The sequence below is a fragment of the Phormidesmis sp. 146-20 genome, from assembly GCF_052939475.1.
Window position 1 is genome coordinate 1 of record NZ_JBJPHT010000049.1, and the last position, 18026, is coordinate 18026.

21 protein-coding genes are annotated in these 18026 nt (G+C 49.4%); 14 read left to right on the plus strand and 7 right to left on the minus strand.

Annotated features, from left to right (window positions below):
• Positions 1-93: 93 nt before the first annotated feature.
• From ACKFKH_RS26665 to ACKFKH_RS26675, 3 genes are read left to right on the plus strand one after another with little or no spacing between them, the layout of a single operon-like run.
• Positions 94-1803 carry a CHAT domain-containing protein gene (locus ACKFKH_RS26665; protein ID WP_446861380.1) on the plus strand — a complete coding sequence of 570 codons (1710 nt, stop codon included), beginning with the start codon at positions 94-96 and terminating at the stop codon, positions 1801-1803.
• Positions 1800-2453, plus strand: a complete 654-nt coding sequence (locus ACKFKH_RS26670; RefSeq protein WP_446861381.1) for a hypothetical protein — start codon at positions 1800-1802, stop codon at positions 2451-2453. Before ACKFKH_RS26665 ends, ACKFKH_RS26670 begins: the two co-directional genes overlap by 4 nt.
• A gap of 2 nt (positions 2454-2455) precedes the next feature.
• A complete protein-coding gene (locus ACKFKH_RS26675) occupies positions 2456-3169 on the plus strand; it encodes a hypothetical protein (RefSeq protein WP_446861382.1) in 714 nt (237 codons plus the stop codon).
• 214 nt (positions 3170-3383) lie between these two features.
• Here the strand turns inward: ACKFKH_RS26675 and ACKFKH_RS26680 are convergent, their stop codons facing one another.
• Both ACKFKH_RS26680 and ACKFKH_RS26685 read right to left on the minus strand, forming a co-directional pair.
• A complete protein-coding gene (locus ACKFKH_RS26680; protein ID WP_446861383.1) occupies positions 3384-3644 on the minus strand; it encodes a hypothetical protein in 261 nt (86 codons plus the stop codon).
• A gap of 69 nt (positions 3645-3713) precedes the next feature.
• Positions 3714-3866, minus strand: coding sequence for a DUF433 domain-containing protein (locus ACKFKH_RS26685; RefSeq protein WP_446861384.1), 153 nt, complete (start codon positions 3864-3866; stop codon positions 3714-3716).
• Between the two features lie 136 nt (positions 3867-4002).
• Between ACKFKH_RS26685 and ACKFKH_RS26690 the strand changes: the two genes are divergently transcribed.
• Positions 4003-5364 (plus strand): 8-oxoguanine deaminase, encoded by a 1362-nt coding sequence (locus ACKFKH_RS26690; protein ID WP_446861385.1) that lies wholly within the window; start codon positions 4003-4005, stop codon positions 5362-5364.
• Between the two features lie 343 nt (positions 5365-5707).
• Positions 5708-6124 carry a hypothetical protein gene (locus ACKFKH_RS26695; RefSeq protein WP_446861386.1) on the plus strand — a complete coding sequence of 139 codons (417 nt, stop codon included), beginning with the start codon at positions 5708-5710 and terminating at the stop codon, positions 6122-6124.
• A 207-nt stretch (positions 6125-6331) separates the two neighbouring features.
• On the opposite strand, the gene ACKFKH_RS26700 is transcribed toward ACKFKH_RS26695, so the two are convergent.
• The gene (locus tag ACKFKH_RS26700) at positions 6332-7195 is read right to left on the minus strand and encodes a retropepsin-like aspartic protease family protein (RefSeq protein ID WP_446861387.1); all 864 of its coding nucleotides are present in this window, start codon (positions 7193-7195) and stop codon (positions 6332-6334) included.
• Positions 7196-7412: 217 nt separating this feature from the next.
• Between ACKFKH_RS26700 and carA the strand changes: the two genes are divergently transcribed.
• The 5 genes from carA (at position 7413) to ACKFKH_RS26725 (ending at position 11876) form a co-directional block, all read left to right on the plus strand.
• The gene (carA, locus tag ACKFKH_RS26705; protein ID WP_446861388.1) at positions 7413-8558 is read left to right on the plus strand and encodes a glutamine-hydrolyzing carbamoyl-phosphate synthase small subunit; all 1146 of its coding nucleotides are present in this window, start codon (positions 7413-7415) and stop codon (positions 8556-8558) included.
• 308 nt (positions 8559-8866) lie between these two features.
• A complete protein-coding gene (locus tag ACKFKH_RS26710; protein ID WP_446861389.1) occupies positions 8867-9205 on the plus strand; it encodes an STAS domain-containing protein in 339 nt (112 codons plus the stop codon).
• A gap of 132 nt (positions 9206-9337) precedes the next feature.
• The gene (locus ACKFKH_RS26715; protein WP_446861390.1) at positions 9338-9802 is read left to right on the plus strand and encodes a Mini-ribonuclease 3; all 465 of its coding nucleotides are present in this window, start codon (positions 9338-9340) and stop codon (positions 9800-9802) included.
• Positions 9803-9906: 104 nt separating this feature from the next.
• Positions 9907-11505, plus strand: coding sequence for a 23S rRNA (guanosine(2251)-2'-O)-methyltransferase RlmB (gene rlmB, locus ACKFKH_RS26720; RefSeq protein WP_446861391.1), 1599 nt, complete (start codon positions 9907-9909; stop codon positions 11503-11505).
• Positions 11506-11594: 89 nt separating this feature from the next.
• Positions 11595-11876 carry a DUF1816 domain-containing protein gene (locus ACKFKH_RS26725; protein ID WP_446861392.1) on the plus strand — a complete coding sequence of 94 codons (282 nt, stop codon included), beginning with the start codon at positions 11595-11597 and terminating at the stop codon, positions 11874-11876.
• A 23-nt stretch (positions 11877-11899) separates the two neighbouring features.
• On the opposite strand, the gene ACKFKH_RS26730 is transcribed toward ACKFKH_RS26725, so the two are convergent.
• Positions 11900-12724 carry an alpha/beta fold hydrolase gene (locus ACKFKH_RS26730; protein WP_446861393.1) on the minus strand — a complete coding sequence of 275 codons (825 nt, stop codon included), beginning with the start codon at positions 12722-12724 and terminating at the stop codon, positions 11900-11902.
• A gap of 207 nt (positions 12725-12931) precedes the next feature.
• Between ACKFKH_RS26730 and ACKFKH_RS26735 the strand changes: the two genes are divergently transcribed.
• Complete coding sequence (locus ACKFKH_RS26735; RefSeq protein ID WP_446861394.1) at positions 12932-13603, plus strand: DUF2996 domain-containing protein; 672 nt, start codon at positions 12932-12934, stop codon at positions 13601-13603.
• 72 nt (positions 13604-13675) lie between these two features.
• Here ACKFKH_RS26735 and ACKFKH_RS26740 read toward each other — a convergent pair whose 3' ends face one another.
• Positions 13676-14155 carry an NINE protein gene (locus ACKFKH_RS26740; RefSeq protein ID WP_446861395.1) on the minus strand — a complete coding sequence of 160 codons (480 nt, stop codon included), beginning with the start codon at positions 14153-14155 and terminating at the stop codon, positions 13676-13678.
• 363 nt (positions 14156-14518) lie between these two features.
• Here ACKFKH_RS26740 and acsF point away from each other — a divergent pair, with 363 nt between their 5' ends.
• Together acsF and ACKFKH_RS26750 are read left to right on the plus strand one after the other, a co-directional pair.
• On the plus strand, positions 14519-15595 hold the full coding sequence (acsF, locus tag ACKFKH_RS26745) for a magnesium-protoporphyrin IX monomethyl ester (oxidative) cyclase (protein ID WP_446861396.1): 1077 nt from the start codon (positions 14519-14521) through the stop codon (positions 15593-15595).
• Between the two features lie 105 nt (positions 15596-15700).
• Entirely contained in the window at positions 15701-16471 is a 771-nt protein-coding gene (locus ACKFKH_RS26750) for a hypothetical protein (RefSeq protein ID WP_446861397.1), read from the plus strand.
• Between the two features lie 40 nt (positions 16472-16511).
• On the opposite strand, the gene ACKFKH_RS26755 is transcribed toward ACKFKH_RS26750, so the two are convergent.
• Together ACKFKH_RS26755 and ACKFKH_RS26760 are read right to left on the minus strand one after the other, a co-directional pair.
• Complete coding sequence (locus ACKFKH_RS26755) at positions 16512-16916, minus strand: single-stranded DNA-binding protein (protein WP_446861398.1); 405 nt, start codon at positions 16914-16916, stop codon at positions 16512-16514.
• A gap of 133 nt (positions 16917-17049) precedes the next feature.
• Entirely contained in the window at positions 17050-17607 is a 558-nt protein-coding gene (locus ACKFKH_RS26760) for a Uma2 family endonuclease (RefSeq protein ID WP_446861399.1), read from the minus strand.
• 53 nt (positions 17608-17660) lie between these two features.
• Here ACKFKH_RS26760 and ACKFKH_RS26765 point away from each other — a divergent pair, with 53 nt between their 5' ends.
• Positions 17661-17966 carry a YlxR family protein gene (locus ACKFKH_RS26765; protein ID WP_446861400.1) on the plus strand — a complete coding sequence of 102 codons (306 nt, stop codon included), beginning with the start codon at positions 17661-17663 and terminating at the stop codon, positions 17964-17966.
• Positions 17967-18026: the final 60 nt, after the last annotated feature.

The following is an 18026-nucleotide window of genomic DNA, read 5'->3' on the forward strand; positions in this document are numbered from 1 at the left end:
AGTTCATTAGATCTCAACTTCTGACCTTTGACACAATTTATTTTACAATCCCTGAGCCGGAATCGATTGACTGGCTCTAGTTTGCTTACAGTGATGAAGCAACAGTCCATCCCGGCATTGCAGCAACCAGAACCCCACATTGCTGCTCTACAGGAAGCATTGTCCCACTTGACTGAAGGCTCTCTTGCCTGGGGATACCTTCATCTATATCTGGGCAATATCTATCTCAAACACAGCAACCGCATAGAAAACCCTCGTCCTTACTGGCGCGATGCTCTTCGCAGCTACCATACCGCCCTCCAAACCCTCACCGCTGACTCATTCCCCGAACCCCACCTCGAAGTGCTGCAAGGACTGATCCGCGCCCACCTTGCTCTAGATGAAATTCCCGCCGCTCGATCGTATCAGCGACAAGGCATCACCCTATTTGAGCAACTCCGCGCCTCCCAAGACGACTCACTCAAACCTGCCTTCGAGACCAAATTTGCCAGCTTCAGCCAGCGAGAAATCGACCTGCTGATTGGTGAAAACAACCCCATTGCCGCCCTCAAGCAAGCCGAATTCTACAAAAACCGCTGCCTCACCTGGATCTTGGATGCGTGGCAGGAAACCGTTCTCAGCCCTGACGCTGCCGAAATGCAGTCGCTCTGCAATCTCCATACCGCAATTCTTTATTGGCACCTCAGCCCCGATCGCCTCACCACCTTCATTCTCACCAACGGTCAGCCGCCCCAAGTTTTAGCCTGCAATCGCCGCCAACAGGCCCAGCAATTTGAAACATGGATGCAAAACTACGATCGTCAATATCGCGACTATGCCAGCCAGAAAAAAGAATCCAGCAAGCGATCGTCCCATCCCTGGCGCACCACCCTCGAATCGCAACTCGCCGAACTGCGTAATATTCTGCACATCGACGATCTTTGTGAGCAACTGCCCCCCACCGTTCACACCTTAATTTTGCTGCCCCACCGTGATTTACATCGGTTCCCACTCCATGCCCTGTTCCCCGATCGCTTCACCGTTTCCTATCTGCCCAGCCTGAAAATCGGGCTAAACCTGCGCGATCGACCCCAAACCCACACCACCTACTCGCCCCTGTTGAATGTCGATGATCCTCAAACAGCACAAGATCAAATGCCCTTCGCTCAGATAGAATCCGCGATCGTTCGGCATCTCATCGAAAACGCAGCCCACATTTCCCCCTCCGATGCCTCCTGCGATTGCGTAATCCATCACCTACAAAAACCATACAAAACCTTTCACTTCACCGGACACGCCGCCTACAACTCTCGCAAGCCAGAAGACTCCGCGATCGCCCTCACCGATGGGCTGCTGACCGCCAAACAAATCAGTCACCTCAACCTGTCTAGCTACAATCTGATTTGTCTTGCAAGTTGCGAAACCGCCGTCACAGGCAAAGACAGCATCGCTACAGAATACGTCGGGCTGGCCACTGCTTTTCTCAAAGCCGGAGCCGCAAACGTTCTCAGCACCCTCTGGCAGGTCGATGAAATCTCTAGCGCCTGGTTGATGATTCGATTTTATCAAGGTCTATTAGCCGGAGACGCGCCCGCTGTTGCCCTCAAACAGGCCCAACACTGGCTGAAAACTGTCACATACCTTGAACTCATTGGCTGGCTGAATGCGCTCACCGTGGAAGGACTGAGCTACCGTTGGCGCAAAGAGCTAGAAGTTCAAGTAGACCTTCTAAAAGAGCAACAGGGTACAATAAAACCAAGCGATCGTCCTTACAATCAGCCCTTTTATTGGGCAGCATTCACTCTCACTGGAAGCGTGCCATGAGCGTCTATAGCAACGAAATTGACCTGGAAGTTCTCAAGTATGCTTTAGAACACTACGCCGCCAGCCTGCCAGACGACGAGAGCCAGGCGCTATTAGATGCGTTGAAAGCATGGAAAAATCAGGAACCAGATTCGGCCCGACACCTGTGCGAGTTGGTGAGCCAGTCAGCCGCGATCGACCAAATCTATACTCAGGCACTTAAAGCACAGCGACAACCCTACACCGCTCAAGAACGCGCTAAAAGCTTCATTTTGACTGCCGACAGCTTCAGCGATCGTTCTGGATTGAGCCACCTTGCCGATCAGCTATTCCACATTCTCGATCGACACCAACAGCAAGAGTTTGCAACTCAAGCATCCGAAGCCGAATGGGAAATCCTTAAAGCACTCGAAACTCATCCCCTCAGAACAAAAGATTTAACCTACTCAATAGGATTACCCCTCGCCGTCACCCGAACCGTTGTGCAAGCGTTGTGGCAAAAAGGGTATGTCGAATTGTTGTCTGCTCCCTTGGCTTACTGCGTGTTCCCAGGGCTGAGAAGAGCCAGCGATCGCCAGAAACGCCTTGCAGAAGATGAATTTCTGTCGCTAACCTCGACGGGCTATCTTCGTCTCCATCCGCTGATTCAAGTCGCAAACCGAGGCAAGTAGCTATGCAAACCAGTCTGGGAGAATGGCTTCCACTGGTTGCAGTGGCTGGTTTAGCAGGATTGTTTAATCTGATTGTTGCCTATGAAAAATTCAATCGAAAATGTCGTTCGCCGTTTTTCAGCCCTTGGTTATCCTTAGGACTGTGGTGGTGGGTTTTGCTTCAAGTCAGCTTACCCACACTCTTTTTCTGGTTGTTGTTTGGATCTTCGATTAAGCCTCCAGTTACTCCAGATCTCGTCACAAAAGCCATTACCTTTGGTATTGCTTTCACGCCCTTCGTCAACGCCAACATTGATTTGGGATTTGCAGGAGTCCCTCTCGGTGAATTTTACTTTCTACTCACTCAACCTGCCTACAGTCAAATGGCATCAGCTCAGGCAGGCAAACTAGCGGAATTTATTTCAGATTTGGAGACAGAACTAAACCGCCAAGCCACGATTCAGCTTGAAGCAGGTTTTACTTATCTCAAAAACCTCTTCCGAAGTGATTTCGCTTTGAAATATAAGGAGGTGGAGCAGCAAAAGTTGTTAGAGCGTGTCAAAGCTGCCCGTATCCAAACCTCTCAACCGCAGCAGATTGACGAGATTACCAGCTTGCTATTAGAAGTTCGTTCAAGAGATTGCTTCAGTGCGTTGAAACGGTTTGGTTGTTCTGATACATTTCTGCAAAAATACTTTCCCAAGAAGTTTGCTAAATCTAAAGCTCCAAAACCCTGATTGAAAGTAAAGAAGAGACAGCGATCGCCCTTGATCTGCTATTCCTCAATCTTGTGAGAGTATTGCGTCTCCGCCTCGAAGCCCATGCAGTGAATACCTTAAACGAAGACAGTACATTGACATCCTCTACAACCTAGCTTTGCTCAGGTTGCAGATTCCTTCCTGTTTCATCGGCTCTTAACTGCCGTGGATAGAAGCACTAAAACGTCTGGTACTAAAGCTTCAAATCTGTTAGACGATTAGATGATGCTTGCAAAACAATTACTGCAATATCAAATTGTCGTAGATTCTGTTGAAACGATAGGTTGCGATCGACTGTGATGAGAGGATCAAACTCCGCTTCTGCAAGCGCAACAAGCGCAAAAAGTTGACCATCCTTGATTCCTGCCCATCCCATCTGAGGAACTGTTTTCACCTCATAGCCAACAAAATCTCTCGCTAACCTGCGATCGATGCACTCATCTAGCAGAAGCATCATGCTATGCTACCAGTCCAATAAGCTGCTTTCCTGCCTCTTCTAGCAAAGCGATCACCTGTTCTCTGCTTACAGTTGGAAATCCATCCAAAAAGTCGTCGATTGATTCTCCCGCTTTGAGAGATCTAAAAGTGTTTGCACAGGAACCCTAGTACCCGCGAAGACTGGAGTTTCACCCATAACTTCAGGGGATGCGCTAATCACTGGAGAGTTCTTAAGCATCAGTCTTTAAACCTCTAAGTTCCGTATTTGTATTTTAATCAATTCTGGTAGGACTCCTGAAAATTGTGAGTCTCAATACATTCATTCTTTTATCGTTGCTGTAGACCAAACACATTACTTTTATTTCTAAAATTCTATGTCTACCTTGCTGGTCAAAAACATTCATACCTTGCTGACAATGGATGCAGATCGGCGGGAAATTCGCAATGCGGCATTACTCGTTCGAGACAATGTGATTGAGCAGGTTGGAACCGGATCAGAATTACCTCAAACCGCAGATGAAGTTCTGGATTTACACGATCGCTCCATTGTTCTTCCGGGTCTTGTAAACACGCATCATCACTTTTACCAAACTCTGACTCGTGCCATACCTGCCGCTCAAAACTGTGATTTGTTCATCTGGCTGCAAACGCTTTATCCGATTTGGGCAAACCTCACCCCCAAGGCTGTGTATGTCAGCGCTCAAATGGCAGCCGTTGAATTAATGTTATCGGGCTGTACAACGGCAAGTGATCATCTCTACATCTATCCCAATGGCAGTACGCTAGACGATGAGATTCAAGCGGTGCAAGCGGTTGGGTTACGGTTTCATGCCAGTCGAGGCAGCATGAGCGTCGGAGAAAGTCAGGGAGGATTGCCGCCAGATTCGCTGGTTGAGAAAGAAGCTGATATTTTGAAAGACAGCCAACGTCTGATCGAGCAATATCACGACAATACTCGTCATGCGATGCTGAGAATTACGCTGGCTCCCTGTTCTCCCTTTTCGGTCTCTCAAGATTTGATGCGAGAATCAGCGGCGCTGGCCCGATCGTATCCCGGCATTAGACTGCATACCCACTTAGCAGAAAACAAGTCCGATATTGAGTACAGTTTGGCGACCTTTGGCATGACACCAGGCGACTATGCCGCGTCCGTCGGTTGGGTTGGAACGGATGTTTGGCACGCTCATTGTGTCCAGTTAGACGATCGCGCCATTCAGCAGTTTGGCAAAACCGGAACTGGGGTTGCTCATTGCCCCTGTAGTAATATGCGGTTGGCCAGCGGTATGGCACCCATTCGTAAAATGCTCAATTATCAGGTTCCTGTGGGTTTGGGAGTCGATGGTTCGGCCTCCAATGACACCTCAAATCTGTTGAATGAAGCTCGAACGGCTTTTCTAATGGCGCGAGTTCGTGAATTGGATGCGTCTGCGATGACCGCCCGCGATGTGCTGGAGCTTGCGACGTTGGGAGGCGCAAAGGTATTAGGGCGAGACGACATTGGCTCTCTAGCCCCTGGAATGTCAGCAGATTTCATTGCCATCAACCTGGATCGTCCCGAATTTGCGGGTGCGCTACATGACCCGATCGCCGCCATGATTTTCTGCCAGGTCAATACCGTAGATTACAGTTTTATCAATGGCCGAAAAGTAGTTGATCAAGGACGAGTCACCACCCTTGAACTGCCAACATTAGTTGAAGAACACAATCGATTGGCCCATCAACTAATCCATCATTAAGCAGGTTCCTTTGGCTTGCGATCGTGATGTCCATTTGTAGCAAAACAATGCTAACTAACCGCACTGCGCCGAAGCACTTTAACCAGATTGATTGAGTGATTGATTCGGATTAGAGTGAGCGCGATCGTTAGGCTCTAACTGCTAAGTTGAAGTCGTCCACCCATCGGAAAGCTCATTTATTTCTTGTGGTAATATGGATGTTGAGAAAGGCTTTTTGTTAAACAAAATTATGTCAAAAGATAGAAACTCTGTTGTTAGAAACATGCCGTAAAAGTTAAGCATTAATCTTAAGATTTTCTTAATTTCTTAAAAGATTCACCACTCATTGGATAGCTGAGAAGTTATGGCATCTGAAGCGCAAGTTAAACAATATTTCGCCTACTGGTTTCAGCTAGGAAAGCCAGTTATTCACAATGGGGAAGCACTTCACCCCAGCCCAGTGATTGCAGGCGATCGCTACAGTTCAGAATTTGAAACCTGCTGGCAACGCATTCAAGCCCCCGACGCACGAGACAGCCACCTTGAGGGAACTGACCAAACGATCGCCGATCTCCTATCTCCGGCCTGGGAAATCACGGACTGTTCTCGGTGTGCAATGCCCGTGCCGCTCCGAACGGTAGGAATGCCTTCTGAGACCTGTCCCTGTGCTGATTTGCCTACCTGGCCTGATAGTGAACTGCCCCAACCGCGATCGCCCGTCAGCAGTCAAGCCTTACTCTCTCAGATCCGCGATCGGCTTAAGGACTCTAGACCACAGTGATCTAATGCGATGGGCACCTTCTTTAGGGTGAATTTGATATAAACTCTTCGGTGCAATTTTCCCTTCGAGAACGCTCCCTAAATCTCCCCTCAATAGAGAACTTTGAGCCAAAATCTCGCCTTGAAGTCCTCAGAATTAGACGGTGGGAGACAGAAGCCATCTACAGCGAAGTCAAAAACCTTCATTAAGATTAATAACTCCTTGGTTCTAGCCACATTGCTGAAACTCCACCACGTTTTGCTTGATGGAGATGTCACAGCCGTCATAAAAGTCGTGACCTAGCAATCGCACTGGCCCGATCGCCACGCGCACATTTCGCACGACACGTCCCCCGACTTGGATTGATTTGATCTGTCCAATAGCCACTTCTGTCGGGCCCGCTGGAGTCATCGCCCTCGCTGTCCCCAGAATAGTCGCTCTCAGTTCTTCTGCCATGTCAGGCGTGATCATCGTGCCCGAAGCGCCCGTATCCACCATCATTTCAAACTGACGAGTGCCATTAAACATCACATCAATTACCGGAATGCGGCTCTGACGATACTTAATTCTGGCGCGATGGGTGCCGCCGGGGGCAGCCGGGGCAATATTTTCAGCGATCGCCGTATCCACACTGATTCCAGACTCCATTGTTGGGGTGCGGTCTTGACTAATCTGGGTCGATCGACTTTGAGCAATATCCAGATTTCGCTGGTATTCACCTAATTTTTGGTTGACAGACTTTTTGTTGGGATCAGACTTGGGGACTTGTTTGAGAAGCGCGATCGCCTGCTTCCAGCGGCTTACAACCAGATTCCAGTCTTCCGCAGTCTGCACCGATTGACTCATACTTTTGGCACTCTGAGCTTTGTCTAACGCGAGAGAATAAGCGTTACTTTGAACATTATTCTGGGCATCAGGTCGGGCAGCCTGCGGTTTGGCTGGCTTTTGAGTTTGCGAGGCTGGAGACGATTTGGCTTCGGGGGCCGCAGAAACCGCCTCATTTTTGCGTTGAGACTGACTGCATGCCAAATGACTGAACGCCAAAACACCAGACAAACTAAGCAGCACAGCGCTACGGGAAAGATTCAACATGGGTTAGAAACTGTAGAAGGGGAATCAGAAGGCAACGATCAAAGGCAATGATCAGCAGATTAACGTCAGTATTCCCTGACTCAAAGGCGTGTGTTCCTTCATTCACCAAAATAACTTGAGATTCTGTGGTTCTGTGATCTTTGTTAAACCCTGACAGAGCCGCGCAAGCCCAAAAAGTCGTGTGATAATGGCGAAGATCAATTTTTGCACTGACGCTATGTCTTCTTCCGTTGCTCAACCCGCTCTCTTAGTGCTGGCAGACGGTACGGTTTATCAAGGGTTTTCGTTTGGCGCGATCGGCACCACGATCGGCGAGGTGGTCTTCAACACAGGCATGACTGGATATCAAGAAGTCCTGACAGATCCCAGCTACCGGGGTCAGATCGTTACATTTACTTACCCCGAACTGGGAAATACAGGGGTCAATGCTGAAGATGAAGAATCCAGTGCCCCCCACGTCCGAGGCGCGATCGCGCGCAATGTTTGCGATCGTCCCAGCAATTGGCGATCAACTCAATCTTTGTCTGACTACTTAAAACAGCACAACGTCATCGGCATCTACGGCATCGACACCCGCGCTCTGACCCGTAAGATTCGCTCTACGGGGGCGATGAATGGAGCAATTTCAACCGACGTGCTCGACCCAGCCGAACTCCTCGAACAGGTACAAGACGCGCCCAGTATGGAAGGGTTAAATCTCGTACGAGAAGTGACGACCGCTGAAGTCTACGAATGGTCTGAGATTACGCCTGCGGACTGGGAATTTAGCCCAACGGCCCAGCCGATCGCAGAAGCGTTGACCGTGGTGGCGATCGACTTTGGCATCAAGCGCAATATTCTCAAACGACTAGCCAGCTACGGATGCCGTGTGATTGTTGTCCCGGCTGACACCTCTGCCGCAGACATTCTCAAGCACAAGCCCGATGGCATCTTTCTTTCCAACGGCCCAGGTGATCCCGCCGCTAACTTAGAAGGAATCGAAACCACAAAAGCCCTACTCGCTGCCGACAAGCCCGTGTTTGGTATCTGCATGGGGCACCAGATTCTCGGACTATCGCTAGGAGCTGAAACCTTTAAGCTCAAGTTTGGTCATCGTGGCTTAAACCAACCTGCCGGACTACGCGATCGCATCGAGATCACCAGCCAAAATCATGGGTTTGCGCTCTCCGCTGACTCGCTGCCTGATGCCAGTGTCGAAGTGACGCACTTGAATTTGAACGATCGCACCGTCGCCGGACTGCGCCACAAGACGCTTCCGATGTTCTCCGTCCAGTACCATCCCGAAGCCAGCCCCGGCCCTCACGATGCCGATTATCTATTTGAAAAGTTTGTCACAACGATGAAAGAGCATAAGCAGGGATGAGAGATGAGGGAGGAAGGATGAATTTGCGGGGAGCTATTACTGATGTTGTTCAGGAATGAGGGCGGATATATCCAAATTTGTGAGTAGAAAAAACGTCGAAGTCCGTGCGACGTACAAATTTCCCCTTTCATCCCTCCTCCTTCCTCGCGGAGCGGATTGCCCCCAAAGGGGAACAGATCATCGAAGTTCTCCCTCATTCCTAAAAGTGTGGCAAACTCCCTACGATAGGTGTATACTGAAGCCTCGAATTCATGGAGTAAAGGAGCTAGGAGGGTTCTATTCCTGAGCAACTGAACCTAACTGTTAGCTTGAGAGGCACTCGCGAAGTTAGGGATAATTATCAATTATTTCGCCTCACAGGTCTGCTAGATGCCTTTTCTGAGCCGACCTTCCGTAAGGTTCTCTCAAAATGCATTGAGGAAGGGCCAAAGCACGTTGTTTTGGATTTGTCTAAGATCGATTTTGTAGACAGTTCTGGGTTAGGCTCATTGGTGCAAATCGCCAAAAAAGCTCAATCTGCCGAGGGGACGTTACAAATCGTTACTAACCCTCGTGTCACTCAAACAGTGAAGCTCGTTCGGTTAGAGAAGTTTTTGGCGCTGCAAACCTCCGTGGAAGTGGCGCTCGAAAACATCAAATCAGCGTGAGTAGAGACTATCCGGTGTGTTCGCTATCCAGAAATCGACCTCTGGGTAGCTCTTTTCTTGTTTCAAGAGATGGCTCTGAGAACTCGCTATAATAAATTGTCAGACTGGAGTTGCTAAAGTGAGAATTGACGTGTGACCTTAGATGAGCAAGGGCATTCAGGTGTTCTAGATGCAGGTTTGGCGAGTCCATTACTTGAGACTCTCGCGTCGGATTCTGTAACACTTGCTCAAGTCCAGCGGCTTTCTCCTTCAGCGCTGGCTTACTTGGGAGATGCGGTCTACGAGCTACAGATTCGCTGCCGCTATTTGTTGCCACCTAAGCGATTAGACGCTTATCATCAGCAGGTGGTTGCACAGGTCAGAGCAGAGAGTCAGGCCAACAGCTTACGATCGCTCCAGCCTCATCTCACTGACTTAGAGCTAGACATTCTCAAGCGAGGTCGCAATGCCGCTTACAATCGCCCCAAACGAGTCGATCCCGAAATTTATCAGCAAGCGACCAGCTTAGAAACTCTAATTGGCTACCTTTACCTCACTGATCCCACCCGTTTACTAGAGTTATTTAGTTATCTAGAACTGAGTCCTCCGCAGAACTAACAGTCCAGCGCTCATAGGTCGCAAGATATGCCAGGTTCTGGAGCGTCTCAACTTGTCGGCAATGGCTAGACCGACCAACCAAATTTTTTCAGGAAACAAACCCAATGGTTATCAAGAAGCGTAATTACGATGCTCCCGATCGGTCGAGCCAAAATTCTAGCGACAGGCCTAAAGTCAAAGGCAAGCGGATCATTGCTGGAAAGCGCCGTGTCCTTGATACTCCCAGCGATTCTCAAGAGCGCCCAGCCAAGAAGTTTCAGCGCAAAGGCAGCTTTCAGCCTAGACGAGATGGAGATTCTGAAAGCGGGTCTGGATATCGGGACAAAATGGCTCCCCGACGCGATTCAGATGGCTCTGGATATCGGGGGGACAGACCTGCGCCTCGACGGGATTCTGACGGCGGCAGTTCACATTATCGCGACAGAACCGCCCCACGGCGTGATGCAGAGAATGGGTCTGGATACCGCACTCCCAAAAGAGAGTCTGAAGCAGGCCCTAAATTTCGAGACAGATTTGCGTCCAGACAAGATTCAGAAAGCAGCTCTGGGTACGGCGATCGTGCTCCCAAGCGAAATTCTGAAAGTGGGTCTGGATATCGAGACAAACCTGCGCCTCGACGCGATTCAGAAAATGGGTCTGGATACCGCGATCGCGCTCCCCGCAAAGAGTCTGAAGCAGGCCCCAAATTCCGTGACAAATTCGCACCTCGACGCGATTCAGAAAATGGGTCTGGATACCGCGATCGCGCTCCCCGCAGAGAGTCTGAAGGTGGATATCAGGGGTCTGGATACGGCGATCGTGCCCCCCGCAGAGATTCCAACGGCAACGGCGCACCCTATCGCGACAAAGAAAAGAGAGTTTTAGAACCCGTCAGCCATCCGTCATTTAACAGCCAGCCCAGTGAGTCAGACGCGCCTCGCGGCGAAGAAGAAAGCGATTTGATCTATGGAAAGCATTCAGTTTTGGCAGCGTTGGAGGGAGATCGATCGCTCAACCGCATCTGGATTTTGTCTCACCTGAGATATGACCATCGGTTTCATGGGCTGCTGACTCAGGCTAAAGCCAATGGCGCAATTATTGACGAGGTTGAAGTTGCCCGTCTCAATCAAATTACCCAATTTGGCAATCATCAAGGCGTTGCTGCTCAAGTGGCTCCCTACGAATACGTGGATTTGGGCGAATTGATTGAGCAGGCAAAAGCTAAAACTGATCATCCTGTCATTGTCGTTGCTGACAGCATCACCGATCCCCACAATCTCGGCGCAATTATTCGTACCGCAGAAGCTCTAGGGGCGCAAGGGGTTGTGATTCCGCAGCGTCGAGCCGTAGGGGTTACCTCCACAGTGATGAAAGTTGCTGCTGGTGCACTAGAAAAACTGCCCGTTGCTAGAGTGGTTAATCTGACTCGCGCTCTGGAAGAACTCAAGCAAGCAGGCTTCTGGATCTATGGGACGGCTGCTGAAATGAGTCAGTCGATTCATACGGTTGAGTTTGCGAAGGCAACTGTGCTGGTGATTGGCTCAGAAGGAGATGGGTTGAGTTTGACGACGCAAAAAAGCTGTGATGTTCTGGTTTCGATTCCGCTCCAGGGAAGTACGCCCAGCCTCAATGCCTCCGTCGCCGCTGGAATGGCACTCTATGAAATCTATCGTCAACGCTGGTCACATACCATACATTTAGGCTCTGCGAAGAAGTCTATGTGATTGAAAAACAATCTGTGACCCAGTATAAAGAAGTGTGAAACACTGTTTCCGCCGATAGGACACCCTGTATCACTTTGGTAAGCAACTTTATGAACGAGTTATTGACAAATCTTCTAGACTCTTTAGGACTCGCCTGGTGGGTTGAGATAACGACTGACAGCCCTCGCTGCGTCTACTATTTTGGCCCTTTTCCAAACTCAAAGATCGCCAAAGAGAGTCAAGCGGGTTACGTCGAAGACTTAGAACAAGAAGGCGCACAAAACATCACTGTCAAAGTCAAGCGCTGTAAGCCCAAAAACCTGACAATCTACGACGAGGTTGCTGACCAGTCGAGTAAACGACTTTCGGGGGTTTTGAGCAGCCAGTTTTAGGAGGGATGAAGATTTCTTGCCCTTCAGCTTATAGATTGGGTGATATCGGGATGGTTGGTTAGCCAGCGATCGAGATCGCCCAAAATCTGTTGAGGAATCTCCCAGGGCAGCAAGTGAGCCGTATTGGGGTAACAGTACCACTCACAGTTAGAGAGCGATCGCACCATTTCCAGGCTCGAAGCTGCGGTGATGTGACGATCTTTTTCTCCAGCCATGACCAGACAAGGACATTGGATCTTCTCAAGCTCTGGCAAACGGTTGTAGCCCTGTCTTAGTGCCACGCTCAAGGCTCTGGTAGCCGCTCCCGAAGTTCGGAGGTAGGCAGACATGGCTTCGTTGGCTAAATATTCGTATGTGGCAGGCGTTTGTTGTTGAACGAGATGACGAAAGAGCGATCGCTTGCCAAAGGTTTCGATATTCCATTTCCATCCGGGCTGTAACCGATTCAAAATTGCAGCAATTCCAGTAAACACGTTGTCCTGTAGGCTGATCGGCGGATGATCTCCCCAGGGACGGGCTGATGTTGCGACCAAAATCAATCCACTGACGCGATCGGGAAATTTCAGAGCAAGCTCGATCGCCAAAATTCCTCCCAGTGACCAGCCCAAGACGAGACAGCGAGAAATGTTGTAGCGATCCAAAACTTCTTCTAAATCCGTTAAGTGATCGATCATCAAAAAATCTTGCTGCGTTTGACTGTTGCCATAGCCGCGCAGATCGGGCGCGATCGTCTGAAACCGCTTTGACAAATGTTGCGTAAACACCGACAGGCTGCGTCCCGTTCCCGGATGTCCATGCAGACAAAGAATTGGAAATCCCTCACCTTCGACTAAAACATTTAGTTTCATGCAGCCTCACCCTGAAGAATCAATAGTTCTGGGTCGATCATTTTTCAGTCAGATTTTGATGGATTACTGCTCTAAATCCCCTCGTCTGCGGCAAGTCCATCGTTTATTATGAATAGCACAAGCTCTCAAAGTTGGGCTTGAATCAAGCGACCCCTTGCGGGTAGCTCAAAGCGATCGACCCTCTAGGAAGAAGGATGAACCTGAGCAATGGCAGAAGCAACCAACCATAACGAAGCCGGGGAAACGGCACCCAGCACCGTTGAGAAGCAAGCCCCCGATGTTGCAGAAGACAACGCGCCTAGCACAGACTCCCCTGAAACGTCCGCAATTCCCACCGCAAACGCGCCTGACCCGACTGCGGTGAGCAGCATAGACAACCCCAATGCGGCCGCTCCCAAAACAAGTGAAGGGGCAGACGAAAAGCCTGCTAGAGCCAAAAAGCCTGCGGACGGTGAAGCGGGTGAGAAACCTGCGGCCAAGGCCAAAAAAGAGAAAGCTCCCGCTCTGGAAGACAAGCCGTTTAATGACTTCATCCAGCAGGATTATCTGCCTGCCCTTAAGAAAGGTTTGGCGAGTCAAGGCCTTCAAGAAGTCGATCTGGCGTTTGAGAAGAAAGGGATTCCGATCGCAGGCTACACCCAGGATCAGTGCTGGCAAATCGTGGGCAAATGGCAATCCGCTAAACAACCTCGCCAATTTAATATCTACTTCTTCGACGAAACTATCAACGGTCTGAAGGGCTTTTCCTGCGCCGAGAGTAATGGCAAACCCAGCACTCTAGAATCCTTTTTGATTGACGAACGCAGAGTCAGCCTTGACTTACTCGTATTTGGTGCCGTCCAACGCCTAAATGGTCAGAAATGGTTGGTTAGAAATTAGCCTTCAAACTGGTTTCAATCGGGAGTTCGTTATTTAGATGCGGACTCCTTTTTTTGTCTTTGAAGTTAACCGCTACATTTCCTTAAAGTCATAGATGACAACACCCGTTTCTGGATCATTGCCAATTTCTACATAGCCCGTTCTCAGCATTTCTTGCAGCATCTCTTCAACCTGGAAGAAACTCAAACCTGTCGCAATCACACCCTGCGTCACCGAGAGCTTTCCGCCTTTGGCTTCTGCGGCTTTTAAGAGGTCAACGATCGCCTGATTGCGATACGCCAAATCCGACGGCTCAACCACTCGCTGAATTGCAGGCTGATAAAGCGACGCGCTGAAACTTGAAACATTTTGCGGGTCAAGCAACCTTGCATTATGGTTATCGACCATCTTGGGGATCAGCACCAGATCGAGCAACTGCCCCACGCCAAACAATCCACCGCTAAACAGCCACAACAATCCCGTCCAGGTTTTGCCGTTGTACAAACGATGCAGCCCCGCCAGTCCCACCAAGCCGCCCAACCAAAGAACATAAGCGGTGCCAACTTTGTTCATAGGTCTCCCATTGCGCTCCAGATGCTCACGTTCTCATCATAGAAACTTTGCGCTGAAAGTGGCAGTCTGCCTCAGGACTAAATTGATGAATGATTCAGAACAAAGCTTTAACGATTGTAAATTCTTGATGGATGGAGACGATCGCCTCATCAAATTTGACCAACTGTTGCAACTCTTAACGAAAAGCCGCTTTGTCCTCACCGTCTACCTTGGTAAACTAAGGACTACATAACCAAAACGCGCTCCAGCAATCATGCTAGTGCAATTGGTTCTTAAAATTAGCCTTGAGAGATGCGGCCTTCGCGCTCAAGCTGTAGACAGAGAAATAGACAGAGAAGTTAGACAAAAGAGCGGTCATCACACATGGTAGATTCCCTTAAAAAACCTGGTTTTGAAGAACTCCGTCCTGGAATCAAAACTCCTGCAAAAGAAACCATTCTCTCGCCTAAGTTCTACACCACGGACTTTGAGGCGATGGCAGCAATGGACATCTCGCCCAACGAAGACGAACTGAAAGCAATTCTCGAAGAGTTTCGAGCCGACTACAACCGCCACCACTTCGTCCGCGATGCTGAATTTGAGCAATCCTGGGATCACATGGATTGGGAAGTTCGCAAGCAGTTTATCGAATTTTTGGAGCGGTCTTGCACCTCTGAGTTTTCTGGCTTCTTGCTCTACAAAGAACTCAGCCGCAAGCTCAAGGGCAAAAGTCCCCTTTTGGCCGAATGTTTTGCGCTGATGGCTCGCGATGAAGCGCGTCATGCTGGCTTTCTCAATAAAGCAATGGCAGACTTTAATCTGTCACTCGATTTGGGGTTTCTCACCCAGAGCCGCAAATACACCTTCTTTAAGCCAGAATTCATTTTCTACGCGACCTACCTATCTGAAAAGATCGGATACTGGCGGTATATCACCATCTATCGCCACCTCGAAGCGAATCCTGACAAGCGCATCTATCCGATTTTCCGCTTCTTTGAAAACTGGTGTCAGGATGAGAACCGTCACGGAGACTTCTTCGATGCGCTGATGAAGGCTCAACCTCAGTCGCTCAACACCTGGAAGGCAAAACTTTGGTGCCGTTTCTTCTTGCTGGCTGTCTTTGGGACGATGTACATCCGAGACACTCAGGAGCCAGGATTCTATGAGGTACTGGGGCTAGATGCTCGTGAGTACGAGACTTATGTGATCCAAAAAACCAACGAAACTGCGGGGCGGGTCTTCCCAGTGATGCTGGATGTCGATCGCCCCGAATTTTACGAGCGGCTCGATGTCTGTGTCGAGAACAACCGCAAGTTGGCAAAGATTTCTGCTTCCAACACGTTCAAGCCACTGCAAGTTCTGCGAAAACTTCCCCTCTACGCTTCTAATGCGTGGCAACTGGTGCGGCTCTATTTGATGAAGCCGATCGCTGCCGCTCCCGCGCAGGGTGTCGTCCGCTAATTGTTTTGATTGCCCCTTGGTATAATCTGGCTCTGTCTCTAGACGGAGCCTTTTTTGTGAAATTAGAGTTTGTGAAGCTAGAGTTTGTGAGATTAGAAGGCGTTCATGAATCCAAAAACAATCTGCCTTCTTCAAGGGCTAACCCTTCTCCTGATGTATCAGCCTTCTCTAGCTTGGGCTGACGAGTCCATCTCATATTCGGCTAAAGACTTGGTGAAAAGTGAGGAGAGGGGAGAGAGCAGAGAGGAGGTCTTCACCCAAAACTCAGACGCTAAGCCTGAAAACCCACTTGACTTAGATCCAACCTTAATCCAGAAAAGCCCAGTTCTGCGGCGATGGGTAAATGAAATTCCTGACGTTGCTTCTGAGATTAAAAACGATCCCAGCTTCCGCACTCGAATTCGACTAGGGTACTCAAACTTTTCTTCAGATCACAGATCTGGATTCAACGCTGGCATTGAGGAACTTCGAGTCGATCGCACTCGCCTTACTCTCAGCGCAGATTATCAAAGGACTTTTGAGGGCGATCGACAATCCTGGGGCGCTGACCTGCGTTACTACGTGCGTCCTCTAGGAAGCGATGTCAATGTCGCGCCTGTCGTAGGCTATCGCCACTTAAAAAATAATAGCTCTTCAACAAATGGTCTCAATCTTGGCTTCCGCCTACTCTTTGTGCTCTCACGCGGCGGCGGTTCTGATATCTCACTGACTCAGACGTGGGTTGCTCCAGGAAGTGATCAAGAGACTGGAATCTCAACCCTTTCGTTTGGTTACGCGCTAACTCGTCAGCTTCGGCTCTCAACCGACCTGCAAAGGCAAAATACAAATCGGGGGAGGGACGATCGTGTCGGGATTGGACTCGAATGGATGCTCTAGGGCGGGGTGGAAAGGGGCACTCGTCGCCACCCCAGATTTACTAAACGGTGGCCATGACTCCCTCAACAAACTCACCGTCTGTCGAAGCTTCTTCACTCTCTTCATCGCGAGCAATAATATCGAGATCAATGTCCAGCACCGTCATCTGCAAACCTGCCTTGGGAACATTGCCATTGCTCGAAATAAAAGGATTGGGGTCAATGCTACCCGTGCAAATGATTAGAGAGCCTTTTTTGAGAAACGGCAGCTTGCGCCACCCATAAGACTTTTCCCAAATGCTTAGAGAAACGGTAAACGAACCCTCACGATCGCGTGGTTTTTGCACATACAACGTTGCGGTTGCGACCTGAGCTTCTTCACCACTCTTGAGTTGAACGGTCTTGATTTGAGCATCGGCTGCCAAATTCCCACTCACAACCCACTTATTCAAACCTCTACTAGACATAAACGCAACCTGCGAATTTTACTAGCCTAGAGTTCCCACCCTCGTTAGGCGACCAACAGAGAATTTTTGACTGCCAGCAGGAGAGATTCGTCTTACTGTTTTAACCGCCAGCCAAAATTACCTTTCGCTCCATTCACACATGCATCAATCGCCCAATCTCAATTTGAATCTCTGAAAAAGCTAGAGGCGCGATCGTTCCCGATGTGAGCGTAAGCTGCGATCGATACTCCCCATCCATCGGATCGCGAAATACAACTAGCTCCATTTTTTGCAGATTAACCACCCAATACTCAAGAATAGTCGCAGATGCATAAACCTTGCTCTTAACCTCTAAATCCTTTTTAAGAGAAGAATCTGAGTATTCAATCAACCAAAAAATATCTTCTGGGTAAGGGTGATGCTCCAGATACACTTCATTGAGAGGCCGCACGATCGCAATGTCAGGCTCAGGCTCCGAATGATTAGGCAGCGTTACCGGATGCCCCTCACGAACTTGCGCCCGATCGCCTAGCAGCCGTCTGAGTTGATTAGCAAATCGATCCAGAAAGAAAACATGCGGCTTACCCTCTGGTGCCATTTCAACAATTTCTCCGTTTAGTAATTCGACAGGCTGATCGTCAAAAATTCCGGCTTCTACGGCCAGGTGATAGCGATCAGTTGTCCATCTATAGAGTGCGACGGCCTGGCTCATTTTTTTACAACGCCTCGTTGCCTTCTATGTTACAACGCTTACCATGACATCTAGTGCCTTCCCCTGTAGACAAAATCAATGGACGATCGCTCATGGAAATTAACCATCGTCGCTGCATTAGCTGCCGCAAGACTGCCCCCAAATCAGAATTTTGGCGCATCGTGAGAACTCATCCAGACCACACGATCGCCCTCGACCAGGGAATGGGACGCTCTGCCTACCTCTGCCCCACCCCAGATTGCCTCAAAGCTGCCCAAAAAAAAGAACGCCTGAGCCGAGTTCTCAAAACCCCCGTCCCCGAACTCATCTTTCAGACATTAAAAGAACGTCTCCCTCATCACACCATTCAATCTCCTTGAGACCCACACAACCCCTGACAAAACTGCGATATGATGGACGGAGAAGTTTAAGGGATGTGC